Raw genomic sequence first — 12,936 nt, forward strand, 5'->3', positions numbered from 1 at the left:
TTGGCACCAACGATGAACCTGGTCAACGCGACCGCTGGGAAGCGGCTCGCGGCCGGCGTGCTGGACGCCGCGCCGCTGGTGCTGGCCTCGCTCGTGTTCACGGGAGCCGCCGCGGACTCCCTCTTCGGGCCGCCGGCCGGCCCCGGAGCGCCCGCCGGACTCGTGGGCGCCACCGTCGCGCTCCTGGCGTTCCAGCTCGCCTACGCGCTCGCCGTCCTGGCGTGGGAGGCGACCACCGGCAACAGCCCGGGCAACCTCGCCCTCGGCCTGCGCACGGCCGACGAGGACGGGTTCGCCCCGGGATGGGGGAAGTCCTTCGTCCGCCGGTTCATCCTCTGGCTCTCGGGCATCGTGCCCGTGGCAGGCCCGGTCGTCGTCCTCGTCTCCAACCTGTGGGACGGGAACCACCAGCGCCAGGGCTGGCACGACAAGGCGGCGCACACGCTCGTCGTCGACATCCGCCAGGGCCGGAACCCCATCCGGACCGGCGGCCTCTACGGCCCCGCGGCGTTCGCCCCGGACGCCGCGGCTGCCGGGCAGACCGGCTTCGGCGGGCAGCCCGGCACCGCGCCTGCGACGGCCACCGAGTGGCCCGCCCTCGCGCCGGCCGGCGGGGGACCGATCAGCACGGTCCCGGGCGCCGCGCCCGCAACCTCCCCTACCGCGGCCCCCGCACGAGCCGCGGCCCCGGGCGACCCCGACGCGGAGCACGGGAGCACCCAGCTGCGCCCGTCCATCCCGTCCCCGGCGGCCGCCCGCCTGGTCTTCGACGACGGCCAGGTCCTCGACCTCGAGGGTGCCGCGCTCGTGGGCCGCAACCCGGCCGCCCGCGACGGCGAGCGGGTCGACTCGCTCTTCAACTACGCCGACATGGGCCGCTCCGTGTCCAAGACCCACCTGCACCTGGCCGCCGACCCCTCCGGCGTCTGGGTCACCGACCGCAACTCGACCAACGGCTCGGCGATCGAGCCCGCCGGCGGGACGCGTGCCGAGCTCGCCGCCGGCCACGCCCAGCGGGCCGTCTTTGGGGACACCGTGCACTTCGGGGACCGCTTCTTCCGGGTCGAGCGCCGGTGAGCGGCGACGACTTCCGCCTCGACTACGGCTTCGCCTCCGACCGCGGGCTGCGCCGCGAGCTGAACGAGGACGCGTTCGTGGCGCACCACCACCTCTTCGCCGTCGCCGACGGGATGGGCGGCCACGAGGCCGGCGAGGTCGCCTCCAGCCTCTGCGTCCAGACCCTGGCCGAGGGGCAGCAGGAGGCCGCGGGCCAGTTGACGGCCGAGTGGCTCCAGGAGCTGATGGTCCGGGCCGACCGGGCGATCCGGGACGCCGCCGGCTCCCGGGCCGGCACCACCGTGACCGGGGCCGCCCTCGTGTGGGAGGGCGACGCGCCGTACTGGCTCGTCTTCAACGTGGGCGACTCCCGCACGTACGTCCTCGGCCCCGAGGGGCTCGAGCAGGTCACCGTCGACCACTCCGAGGTCCAGGAGCTGGTCGAGTCGGGGCGGATCACCGCGGAGGAGGCCATCCGGCACCCGCGCCGCCACGTGATCACGCGCGCCCTGGGCACCGGGGACGCGAGCGCCGCCGACTTCTGGATGCTTCCCGTGCGGCACGGGGACCGCCTGCTGATCTGCTCCGACGGGCTCACCGGCGAGGTCCTCGACGCCGACCTCGAGCAGCTCCTGCGCGCCCACGCCCGGCCGCAGGCCGCCGTCGACGCGCTCGTCGACGCCGCCCTCCGGGCGGGTGGGCGTGACAACATCACGGTCGTCGTCGTCGACATCGCCGATGCGCACCCCGACGCCGGCCACGCAGACACGGCTCCCCGCGCGGACGACGGCGACACCCAACCCCGGGGGGAGGGCCGGTGAGGGCCGCCATCACGTACGCGCCCGGGCCGTGGCTGGCCCTGGTCCGCAACGGACACGCCGTCCTCCTGCCGCCTGAGGCCGGGCCGGCCGATGCCGAACGGCTCTGGGAGGCGTTGGCGGAGGGCCCGTCCGTCGAGACGCTGCTCGCCGCCGTGCTCCAGGGGCACGGGCTGGCGCTGACTGGGCTGCCGCCGTTCGCGCTGCTCGCCCTCGACGAGGACCTGCACGTCATCCTGCGCGGGCCGGTCTCCCTGGCTGCCCACGGCCGCGAGGTTGGCACGCACGCCGCCGGGACCGGCGTCACCACGTGGGTCGAGCGCCGGCTGGCGCGCCAGGAGTCCGTGACCGTCGCCGTCGACGGCGCGGAGGACGACGGCGGCGCCCGCCTTCCCCTCCTGGAGGGCGCCGTGCGCTTCGGCCGCCTCGAGGCCGTCCTGCCCTCCGCCTGCGGGGAGGCGGAGATCGAGCCGCTCGGCGCCCCGGCCACGCCGGGCGCGGAGGCGGCCGGCACCACCACCGAGCCCGTCCCGGGACACGGTCCGACCGCCCCGCTGCCCGCCGGGGACCGGGGCCCGCGTGCCGCCGGATCGGGGACGCCGCCCGACGCGGGGGACGTTCCCGGCCGGCAGGACGCCCCCGGCCCGGGGGAGGAGCCCGACGGGGAGGCCGTGCCTGGCGCGGGGGCCGGCTCCGCCGCGGAGGCCGACTCCGCGGCGACCATCGGCGGCGCGGCGGGCGATTCCCCGGAGGCGACCCTGGCCTCGGCGGAGGAGGCCGAGGACGAGCACACCATCCTCACGCCCCGCCGCCCCGCGCCCGCGTCGGCGCCCCCGGCGGACGGGCCGCAGGGACCGGAGTCCGCGCCCGCGGAAGGGCCGCCCGCCGCGGGGGCGGGACTGATCGACTCGGTTCCGTGGCTGCGCGCCGAACGCGAGGCCGCCGACGCCGCGGGCCAGGGGCAGCCGGGGCCGGCCGGGGCCGCCCCCACGGCTCCCGCCTCCGCCGTATCGGGCGCCCCCGGCGACCACGACGGCACCACGGTCCTGCGCTCCGGCCTGGCGGCCGGCGGTCCCGCGCCGGGCGTGCCCGGCACCGCGGCCTCGGCCCCGTCTCCGGCGACGGGTCCGCAGGTCCTCGCCCGCACGTGCCCGGAGGGGCATGCGAACCCGCCGACGGCGTCGTCGTGCCAGCGCTGCGGCCAGGGGCTCGGGCCGGACACGGTCCAGGTCCGGCGGCCGGCCCTGGGGGCCATGGTGGTCTCCTCCGGCGAACGGATCGCGCTGGACCGCTCCGCCGTCGTCGGTCGGCAGCCCTCGGTCGCGCGGATGCCCTCCGGCACGATGCCACGCGTCGTGCAGGTCAAGAGCCCCAGCGGGGACATCTCGCGCTCCCACCTGGAGGTCCGGCTCGAGGACTGGCACGTGCTCCTCGTGGACCTGGAGGCCACGAACGGCACCGTGCTCATCCGCCAGGGGCAGGCGCCCCGGCGGCTGGGCCGGGGCGAGTCCATGCTGCTGCTCGACGGCGACATCGCCGACCTCGGCGACGGCGTCTCCCTGCGCTTCGAGGGCCTGCCGTGAGCATGCGCCGCCCGCCCGCGCCGCCTCCGGAGATCGACGGCTACCGCTACGTGTCGCTGCTCGGGTCCGGGGGGTTCTCCAACGTGTACCTGTACGAGCAGGACCGACCGCGGCGCCGGGTCGCCGTCAAGGTGCTGCTCTCGGACCTGAAGACCGAAGGCGCCCGCCGGCGGTTCGAGTCCGAGGCCAACCTGATGGCCCAGCTGTCCTCCCACCCGTACATCGTGACCATCTACGAGGCGGACGTGACGGCCGGCGGCCACTCGTACCTCGCGATGGAGTACTGCTCCCGGCCCAGCCTGGACGTGCGCTACCGGCGCTCGCGGCTCGGGGCGGACGAGGTCCTGTCCGTCGGCATCCAGGTCGCTTCCGCGGTGGAGACCGCGCACCGGGCCGGCATCGTGCACCGGGACATCAAGCCCGCCAACATCCTCGTGACCGACTACAACCGGCCGGCCCTGACCGACTTCGGAATCTCCGGGACCACCGACGCGCTCGACGACGAGGCCGGGCTGTCCATCCCCTGGTCGCCGCCCGAGGCGTTCTCCGGGGAGACCGCCAGCGGGGTGCGCATGGACGTGTGGTCGCTCGGCGCCACGCTCTACACCCTGCTGGCGGGACGCTCCCCGTTCGTCCGCCCCGGCGCCGACAACTCGCAGCGCGAGCTGGTCAACCGGATCGCCAACACGCCCCTGCCGCCGCTGCACCGCGCGGACGTGCCACCGCCCCTGGAACAGACCCTCGCCACGGCCATGGCCAAGGACCCCGGCGCGCGGTTCGCCTCCGCCCAACAGCTGGCGCTCGCCCTGCAGCGGGTCCAGGCCGAGCTCGGCCTGTCCGTGACGCCGTTCGAGGTGCTCGGGGAGGCGCCGGCCGGCCCGGCCGACGCGCCGGAGGAGGACGGGGAGGCCACCCGCGTCCGGCAGGTCGTCTCGATCGACCCCGCGCCCGGCGAACCCGACGGCGCCGAGACCCTGATGCGCGGGCGGCTGGCCGACGGGGCCCTGCCTGGCGCCAGGCCGCACCGCCGGCCGGCGGAGGACACCGGGACGGGCCCGGCCTGGGTCCCTCCCGTCCCGCAGGAGGCCCCCGCCGGGGACGCCCCGCGCCAGCGGTTCCCCGCGGTCCTCGTCGCCGGCATCGGCGTCCTCGCCGTCGCGGGGGTGGCGGGCGCCGTGGTCGCCAACGCGGTGCTGGCCCCCCGGGAGGACGCGACCCCGTCGACCGGCCCGGTCCTCTCGCAGGGCCCGGCGGACGCGCTGGCCGGGCTGGAGGGGGCCGTGCCGCAGCCCACCGGCTTCACCGCGAAGGCGGCGGGGGACGCCGTGCTCGTGGCGTGGACCAACCCGGACCCGCAGCGCGGCGACACCTACCGCTGGGCGCCGGTCACGGTCACCGAGACCGGCGAGTACCGCACGGTCGAGGTGCCCGAGGCCCGGGTCCCCGACGCCGGCGACGGCCAGACGTGCGTCGAGGTGTACACCGTGCGCGCCAGCGGGGCCGCGTCCGACCCGGCCAGGTACTGTGCCGGCGACTAGCAGTGTGCCGGGCGGGGGCCCGGCGGAGACAGGGGGAGGACCCATGGATTCCGTGAGCATCGACTTCTGCGGGGAGTGGTTCCCCGTGGCGCCCGGCGAGGTGTTCGGCATCGGCCGCGAGGGCGACCTGGAGATCGACGACAACCCGTACCTGCACCGGCGGTTCCTCACCGTGTCGGACCAGGACGGCATCTGGTGGCTCTCCAACGTGGGCTCCCGGCTGTCCGCCACGATCGCCGACTCCACCGGCGGCCTGCAGGCGTGGCTCGCCCCCGGGGCGAGGATCCCGCTCGTGTTCAGCGACACGACCGTGGTGTTCACCGCCGGACCGACCACCTACGAGTTCGGCGTCCACGTGACGGCGCCCGCGTTCCGGCAGGAGTGGAGTGCCGCCGGCGGCGACGGCGAGACGACCATCGGGCCGGTCCTGCTGACGGAGTCGCAGCGCGCGCTCGTCGTCGCGCTCGCCGAGCCGATGCTCCGCCGCGACGGCACCGGGCTGAGCTCGCTGCCGTCCTCCGGCCAGGCGGCCGCCCGGCTGGGCTGGCCCCTGACCAAGTTCAACCGCAAGCTGGACAACGTCTGCGACAAGCTGGACAAGTCCGGCGTGGCCGGCCTGCGCGGCGGCGTCGGGAAGCTCGCGACCAACCGCCGTGCCCGGCTGGTCGAGCACGCCGTGACCAGCCACCTCGTCACCCCGGCCGACCTGCCGCTGCTGGACGTCGGGCCCGCCTCGGAGGACTGAGGGCCGGCGCCCCGCCGGACCCGCCGGACTGCGGTCCGGCGCCGCGACGGTGCAATGATGGACCGGTGACCACCGCAAACGAGTCCCCGGTCGACCCGCCGGCCGAAGCCATCCCGTCCGACGCGGTCCGCGAGGAGTACGAGCAGCTCGTCGAAGACGTGCGCCGCCACCGGGTCGCCTACTACGTCGAGGACAGCCCGCTCGTCTCCGACGCCGAGTTCGACGGGTTGTTCCAACGGCTCCAGGAGCTCGAGCAGCTGCACCCCGAGATCGTCTCCAACGACTCGCCCACCCAGGAGGTCGGTGGGGAGGTCTCCGCGGCGTTCGCCCCCGTGAGCCACCTCAGCCGCATGTACTCCCTCGAGGACGTGTTCTCCGTCGAGGAGCTGACCGCCTGGGTCGAGCGCGCGACGGCGAACGCCGCCGAGCGGGCCCCCCGGGAGGCCCTGCGCTGGCTGTGCGAGGTGAAGATCGACGGCCTGGCCGTGAACCTGCTCTACCGCGACGGCAAGCTGGTGCGCGCCGCCACCCGCGGCGACGGCACCACCGGCGAGGACGTCACCCACAACGTGCTCACCATCAAGACCATCCCCACGGAGCTCTCCGGGCAGGGGTGGCCCGCGGAGGTCGAGGTCCGCGGCGAGATCTTCTTCCCCTCGGACCGCTTCCGGGAGTTCAACGAGGCCCTGGTCGCCGAGGGCAAGCCCCAGCTCGCGAACCCGCGCAACGCGGCCGCCGGGTCCCTGCGGCAGAAGGACCCCGCCCAAACCGCCAAGCGGCCGCTGGACATGTTCGTCCACGGCATCGGGGAACGCGGCGACCTGGCCGCCGGCTCCCAGTCGGAGACCTACGACCTCCTGGCCTCCTGGGGCCTGCCCGTCTCGCCGTATTCCCGCACCGCCAAGGACCTGGACGGCATCCTCGACTACGTCCGCGAACACGGCGACAAGCGGCACAGCCTCGTGCACGAGATCGACGGGATCGTCATCAAGGCGGACTCCTTCGCGATCCAGCGCGCTCTCGGGTACACGTCCCGCGTTCCCCGCTGGGCGGCCGCGTACAAGTACCCGCCCGAGGAGGTGCACACCCGGCTGCTGGACATCCGCGTCAACGTGGGCCGCACCGGCCGGGTCACCCCGTACGGCGTGATGGAGCCGGTGAAGGTCGCCGGGTCCACCGTGGAGATGGCCACCCTGCACAACGCCGACGTCGTCAAGGCGAAGAACGTGCTCATCGGCGACACCGTCATCCTGCGCAAGGCCGGCGACGTCATCCCCGAGATCGTGGGGCCGGTCCTGCCGCTGCGGGAGGGGCGCGAGGACGAGCTGCGCGAGTTCGTCATGCCTACCCACTGCCCGTCCTGCGGCACCGAGCTCAAGCCGGCCAAGGAGGGCGACGTGGACATCCGCTGCCCCAACGCCCGCACCTGCCCTGCGCAGCTGACCGAGCGCGTCGCCCACCTGGCCTCGCGCGGCGGGTTCGACATCGAGGCCCTCGGCGACGAGGCCGCCCTGGCACTGACGACCGGCCCCGGGCCGGACCCCGCCGGGCACGGGGGAACCGTCCGGCCCTCCGGCCCCGGGGTCATCACCAACGAGGCCCAGGTGTTCGACCTCGCCGCCGGCAATCCCGACCCCTCCCTGCGCGAGGCCCTCGCCGACGTGAAGGTGTGGCGCGAAAAGCGCACCAAGGGCGAGGGCACGGGCGTGTTCGAGCTCGTTCCGTACTTCTACACGAAGGGCACCGCGAAGAAGCCGTCCGCGCCGACCGCGAACACCCAGAAGCTGTTCAACGAGCTGGAGAAGGCGAAGGCGCAGCCGCTGTGGCGGGCGCTGGTCGCGCTGTCCATCCGCTACGTCGGCCCCACCGCCTCCCGCGCGCTGGCCACGCACTACGGCTCCATGGACGCGATCCGCGCCGCCGTGTCCGCGGAGGACGCCCGCGAGAAGCTGGCCGACGTCGACGGCGTCGGCACCACGATCGCGGACGCCCTCATCGAGTGGTTCTCCATCGACTGGCACCGGGAGATCGTCGACGCCTGGCAGGCCGCCGGCGTGCGCCTGGCCGACGAGCGCGACGCCTCGATCGCCCGGACCCTCGAGGGCCTGACCGTCGTCGTCACCGGCAGCCTCGAGGACTTCAGCCGCGACGAGGCCAAGGAGGCCATCATCGCCCGGGGCGGCAAGGCCTCCGGGTCGGTGTCGAAGAAGACCCACTACGTCGTGGCCGGCGACTCCGCCGGCTCGAAGTACGACAAGGCCGTCTCCCTCGGCGTGCCCGTCCTGGACGAGGACGGCTTCAAGGCGCTGCTGTCCGGGGGCCCCGACGCCGTCGCGGCCCCCGCGGGGGACGACGGCGCCGAACCCGCCGCCGGCCCCGACCCCGACGGCACCGCACCCGACACCGCACCCGCGCAGGAGACCGAATGACCACCCCCGCCCCGAACGACCTGCTCGCCATCGCCCGCGCCGCGGCCACCGCCGGCGCCGCGGTCCTCGCCGCCCGGCCCGCCGGCCGCGTCGCCACCGACACGAAGAGCGGCGGCGGCGACTGGGTCACCGACTTCGACCGCCGGGCCGAGCTCGCCGTCCGCGACGCGATTGCCGCCGCCCGGCCCCGGGACGCCATCACCGGCGAGGAGTACGGGTCCACGGTCCCGGACGAGCCGACGGGCTACACGTGGTCGATCGACCCGCTCGACGGGACCACGAACTTCGTGCGCGGCATCCCCTTCTACTGCACGTCCGTCGCCGTCGCGGCCCCGGACGGGACGTGGCTGGCCGGCGCCGTCGAGGCGCCGGCGCTGCGCCGCGCCTACTGGGCCTCCGCCGGTGGCGGCGCGTGGCGGGCGGACGACGGCGGCGCCCCCGTGCGCCTGGCCGGCCCGGACCCGGAGACCGACGGCCCGCTGTTGGCCACCGGCTTCGGCTACGACGCGCCCCGCCGGGCGTTCCAGGTCGGCGCCCTGCAGGACCTGATGCCCGGGTTCGCCAACATCCGCCGGCTGGGTTCGGCGGCCCTGGACCTGTGTCTCGTGGCCGACGGGACCCTGGACGGCTACGCGGAGTACGGGACGCAGGTCCACGACTGGTCGGCCGCCGCGCTCGTCGCCGAGGAGGCCGGGGTCCCCGTGCTGCGCCCGGTGCGGACGCCCGGCTGGTCCGCGGCCGGGCGCTTCGGCTTCGACCGGCTCCCCGACGACTCCGCCCACCCGTGAGCGGACGCGGCAGGGCCGCCGTCGTCGTCCGCCACGCCCGGCCGGAGGACCACGCCGACATCGCCCGGCTGACGGTCGCCGCCTACACCGCGACGGGGCACTTCGACCCCGCCTCGCCGTACCTGGAGCACATCGCCCGCGTCGCCGAGCGGCACCGGCACGCCGAGATCCTCGTCGTCGAGTTCGCGGGCGACGTCGTCGGGGCCGTGACCCTGGTCCGGCACGGCAGCGAGTACGCCGACATCGCGCGCGAGGACGAGCTGGAGTTCCGGATGCTCGCCGTCGATCCCGCCGTCCAGGGCTCCGGGGCCGGCCGGGCCCTGGTCCGCGCCGTCGTCGACCGGGCCCGCGCCCTCGACGGCGTGCGGGCCGTGAGCCTCACCACGGGCGAGGTCTGGTCGGGGCCCCGCCGGCTGTACGCGTCGGAGGGCTTCGAGCACGCGCCCGACCGGGACTGGCTCGTCCCGGGCACGGACATCCGGCTCGTCGTCTACGTCAAGCGGCTGGACGGGGTCTGACGCGGCCGGTTCGCCGGGGACCGGCGGCTGCCGCCCGGCGCGCGCCACCGCATTAGACTTGGGCCGATACCACCACACCCGATCCGGGAGACACATGTCTGCAATCACCCGTGAGGACGTCGCGCACCTGGCGCGGCTGGCCCACATCGAGATGAGCGGGGCCGAGCTGGAGAAGATGACCGGCGAGCTGTCCGTGATCGTCGACGCCATCGCCACCGTGAGCGAGGCGGCCGGGCCCGAGGTCCCCGCCACCAGCCACCCGATTCCGCTGAAGAACGTCTTCCGCGAGGACGTCGTCGGCGAGACGCTGACCAACGAGGAGGCACTCGCCATGGCGCCGGACGCCGCCGACGGCCGCTTCAAGGTCCCCGCGATCCTGGAGGGGGAGTAGCCCGTGAACCCGATCCTGAAGCTCTCCGCGGCCGACCTGGCCGCCAAGCTGCGCGCCGGCGAGACGACCTCCACCGAAGCCGTCCAGGCGCACCTCGACCGCATCGCCGAGGTCGACGGAGGCGAGCGCGGGCTCAATGCGTTCCTCCACGTCAACGCGGAGGAGGCCCTCGCCGTCGCGGCCGAGGTCGATGCCATCCGGGCCGCCGGCGGCCCGGAGGCCGAGGCCCTCCACCCGCTGGCCGGCGTCCCGATCGCCATCAAGGACCTCATCGTCACCAAGGGCCAGCCCACGACGGCGGCGTCGAAGATGCTCGAGGGCTGGATGAGCCCGTACGACGCGACGGTGATCGAGAAGATCCGCGCGGCCAAGCTGCCGATGCTCGGCAAGACGAACCTCGACGAGTTCGCGATGGGCTCCTCCACGGAGCACTCCGCGTTCGGCCCCACCCGCAACCCGTGGGACCTGGACCGCATCCCCGGCGGCTCCGGGGGCGGGTCCGCCGCGGCGGTGGCCTCCTTCGAGGCCCCGCTGGCACTCGGCACGGACACGGGCGGATCCATCCGCCAGCCCGGCGCCGTCACGGGCACGGTCGGCGTGAAGCCCACGTACGGGGGCGTCTCCCGCTACGGCGCGATCGCCATGGCCTCCTCGCTGGACCAGATCGGCCCCGTCTCCCGCACCGTGCTGGACTCGGCGCTGCTGCACGAGCTCATCGGGGGCCACGACCCCCGCGACTCCACGTCGCTGGACGACCCGGTCCCCGCGCTCGTCGACGCCGCCCGCCAGGGCGCGGCCGGCGACCTCTCCGGCGTGCGCGTCGGCCTCGTGCGCGAGCTGCAGGGCGAGGGCTACCAGCCCGGCGTCCAGGCCCGGTTCGAGGAGGCGCTCGAGCTGCTGCGCGGCGCCGGCGCCGACGTCGTCGAGGTCTCCTGCCCGAACTTCCAGTACGCGCTGGGCGCCTACTACCTGATCATGCCCTCGGAGGTCTCCTCCAACCTCGCGAAGTTCGACGGCGTCCGCTACGGGAACCGCGTGCTCCCCACGGAGCCCCCGCTGACGATCGAGCGCGTCATGGGCGCCACCCGCGCCGCCGGCTTCGGCGACGAGGTCAAGCGGCGCATCATCCTCGGCACGTACGCGCTCTCCGCGGGCTACTACGACGCCTACTACGGCTCCGCCCAGAAGGTGCGCACGCTCGTGCAGCGCGACTTCGACACCGCGTTCTCGCAGGCGGACGTGCTCGTCTCGCCGACGTCCCCGACCGTCGCGTTCGGCCTTGGCGAGAAGCTCGAGGACCCGATGGCGATGTACCTCAACGACGTGGCCACCATCCCGGCGAACCTCGCCGGCATCCCGGGCATCACCGTGCCCGGCGGCCTCTCCGAGGGCCTGCCGGTGGGCATCCAGTTCCTCGCCCCGGCCCGCGAGGACGCCCGCCTCTACCGCGTCGGCGCCGCCCTCGAGAAGCTCCTCGAGGACGCCTGGGGCGCGCCCCTGATCAACCAGGCGCCCGAGCTGGCCGCCGCACACGAGGGAGGTGCCGCCTAGCCATGGCCGCCACGACCGAGACCCTGGTGGACTTCGACGAGGCCCTGGACCGCTACGACCCGGTCCTCGGCTTCGAGGTCCACGTGGAGCTGAACACCAAGACCAAGATGTTCTCCGCCGCGCCGAACGCGTTCGGCGACGAGCCCAACACCAACGTCTCGCCGGTGGACCTGGGCCTTCCCGGCGTCCTGCCGGTGGTGAACAAGGCCGCCGTCGAGTCCGCGATCCTGATTGGCCTGGCGCTGAACTGCCAGATCGCCGAGCGCTGCGGGTTCGCCCGGAAGAACTACTTCTACCCGGACACCCCGAAGAACTTCCAGACCTCCCAGTACGAGGACCCGATCGCCCACGACGGGTGGCTGGACATCGAGCTGGAGGACGGGGAGGTCTTCCGCATCGAGATCGAGCGCGCCCACATGGAGGAGGACGCCGGGAAGCTCACCCACATGGGCGGGGCCGCCGGCCGCATCCAGGGCGCCGACTACTCGCTGGTCGACTACAACCGCGCCGGCGTGCCGCTGATCGAGATCGTCACCAAGCCGATCGTCGGCGCCGGCAAGCGCGCGCCCGAGCTGGCCCGCGCGTACGTCGCCGCCATCCGCGAGATCGTCAAGAACCTCGGCGTCTCCGACGCGCGCATGGAGCGCGGCAACGTCCGCTGCGACGCCAACGTCTCGCTCATGCCGCGGGGCGCCCAGGTCTTCGGGATCCGCTCCGAGACGAAGAACGTGAACTCGCTGCGCTCCGTCGAGCACGCGGTGCGCTTCGAGATCCAGCGCCACGCCGGCGTCCTGGACGCGGGGGAGCGGGTCGTGCAGGAGACCCGGCACTGGCACGAGGACACGCGGACCACGACGTCGGGCCGCCCGAAGTCCGACGCGGACGACTACCGGTACTTCCCGGAGCCGGACCTCGTCCCCGTCGTCACCACCGCCGAGTGGATCGAGGAGCTCCGGGCCCGCCTGCCGGAGCCTCCGGCCGAGCGCCGCAAGCGGCTCAAGGCCGACTGGGGCTACTCCGACGCCGAGTTCCGCGACGTGGTCAACGCCGGGCTGATGGACCAGATCGAGGAGACCATCGCCGCGGGCACCACGCCCGCCGTGGCCCGCAAGTGGTGGATGGGCGAGATCTCCCGCCTCGCGAAGAACGCGGAGAAGGACCCCGCCGACCTGGGCGTCGAGCCCGCGACCATCGTCGAGCTCAACGGCCTCATCGAGGGCAAGAAGATCAACGACAAGATCGCCCGCCAGGTCCTCGAGCACGTGCTCGCCGGGGAGGGGACGCCCACGGAGGTCGTCGAGAAGCGCGGCCTCGCCGTCGTCAGCGACGACTCCGCGCTCGGCGCCGCGATCGACGACGCGATGGCCGCCATGCCGGACGTCGTCGAGAAGATCAAGGGCGGCAAGGTCCAGGCGATCGGCGCCCTGATCGGCCCGGTCATGAAGGCCACGCGCGGCCAGGCCGACGCCGGCCGCGTGCGCGAGATCGTCCTGGAGAAGCTCGGCGTCCAGGGCTGACC

11 protein-coding genes are annotated in these 12,936 nt (G+C 74.6%); all 11 read left to right on the plus strand.

Annotated features, from left to right (window positions below; all coding sequences use genetic code 11):
- The 11 genes from AC1Q5D_RS08175 (at nucleotide 1) to gatB (ending at nucleotide 12,934) form a co-directional block, all read left to right on the plus strand.
- Entirely contained in the window at nucleotides 1-1,077 is a 1,077-nt protein-coding gene (locus AC1Q5D_RS08175) for an RDD family protein (protein ID WP_481738091.1), read from the plus strand.
- Nucleotides 1,074-1,877 (plus strand): PP2C family protein-serine/threonine phosphatase, encoded by an 804-nt coding sequence (locus AC1Q5D_RS08180; RefSeq protein ID WP_481738092.1) that lies wholly within the window; start codon nucleotides 1,074-1,076, stop codon nucleotides 1,875-1,877. Before AC1Q5D_RS08175 ends, AC1Q5D_RS08180 begins: the two co-directional genes overlap by 4 nt.
- Nucleotides 1,874-3,457, plus strand: coding sequence for an FHA domain-containing protein (locus AC1Q5D_RS08185; RefSeq protein ID WP_481738093.1), 1,584 nt, complete (start codon nucleotides 1,874-1,876; stop codon nucleotides 3,455-3,457). The genes AC1Q5D_RS08180 and AC1Q5D_RS08185 overlap by 4 nt, the downstream gene beginning before the upstream one ends.
- Nucleotides 3,454-4,995: a serine/threonine-protein kinase gene (locus tag AC1Q5D_RS08190; protein ID WP_481738094.1), complete on the plus strand. Its 1,542-nt coding sequence runs from the start codon at nucleotides 3,454-3,456 to the stop codon at nucleotides 4,993-4,995. The genes AC1Q5D_RS08185 and AC1Q5D_RS08190 overlap by 4 nt, the downstream gene beginning before the upstream one ends.
- 43 nt (nucleotides 4,996-5,038) lie before the next feature.
- Nucleotides 5,039-5,740 carry a hypothetical protein gene (locus AC1Q5D_RS08195; RefSeq protein ID WP_481738095.1) on the plus strand — a complete coding sequence of 234 codons (702 nt, stop codon included), beginning with the start codon at nucleotides 5,039-5,041 and terminating at the stop codon, nucleotides 5,738-5,740.
- Between the two features lie 65 nt (nucleotides 5,741-5,805).
- Nucleotides 5,806-8,169, plus strand: a complete 2,364-nt coding sequence (gene ligA / locus AC1Q5D_RS08200) for an NAD-dependent DNA ligase LigA (protein ID WP_481738096.1) — start codon at nucleotides 5,806-5,808, stop codon at nucleotides 8,167-8,169.
- Nucleotides 8,166-8,957 (plus strand): inositol monophosphatase family protein, encoded by a 792-nt coding sequence (locus tag AC1Q5D_RS08205; protein WP_481738097.1) that lies wholly within the window; start codon nucleotides 8,166-8,168, stop codon nucleotides 8,955-8,957. Before ligA ends, AC1Q5D_RS08205 begins: the two co-directional genes overlap by 4 nt.
- Nucleotides 8,954-9,475 carry a GNAT family N-acetyltransferase gene (locus AC1Q5D_RS08210; protein WP_481738098.1) on the plus strand — a complete coding sequence of 174 codons (522 nt, stop codon included), beginning with the start codon at nucleotides 8,954-8,956 and terminating at the stop codon, nucleotides 9,473-9,475. Before AC1Q5D_RS08205 ends, AC1Q5D_RS08210 begins: the two co-directional genes overlap by 4 nt.
- A 94-nt stretch (nucleotides 9,476-9,569) precedes the next feature.
- Nucleotides 9,570-9,866, plus strand: a complete 297-nt coding sequence (gene gatC / locus AC1Q5D_RS08215) for an Asp-tRNA(Asn)/Glu-tRNA(Gln) amidotransferase subunit GatC (protein WP_481738099.1) — start codon at nucleotides 9,570-9,572, stop codon at nucleotides 9,864-9,866.
- Nucleotides 9,867-9,869: 3 nt separating this feature from the next.
- Nucleotides 9,870-11,417, plus strand: a complete 1,548-nt coding sequence (gene gatA, locus AC1Q5D_RS08220; protein WP_481738100.1) for an Asp-tRNA(Asn)/Glu-tRNA(Gln) amidotransferase subunit GatA — start codon at nucleotides 9,870-9,872, stop codon at nucleotides 11,415-11,417.
- 2 nt (nucleotides 11,418-11,419) lie between these two features.
- Complete coding sequence (gene gatB, locus AC1Q5D_RS08225) at nucleotides 11,420-12,934, plus strand: Asp-tRNA(Asn)/Glu-tRNA(Gln) amidotransferase subunit GatB (RefSeq protein WP_481738101.1); 1,515 nt, start codon at nucleotides 11,420-11,422, stop codon at nucleotides 12,932-12,934.
- The last annotated feature ends 2 nt before the right edge of the window (nucleotides 12,935-12,936 follow it).

Source organism: Arthrobacter paludis (assembly GCF_056782315.1).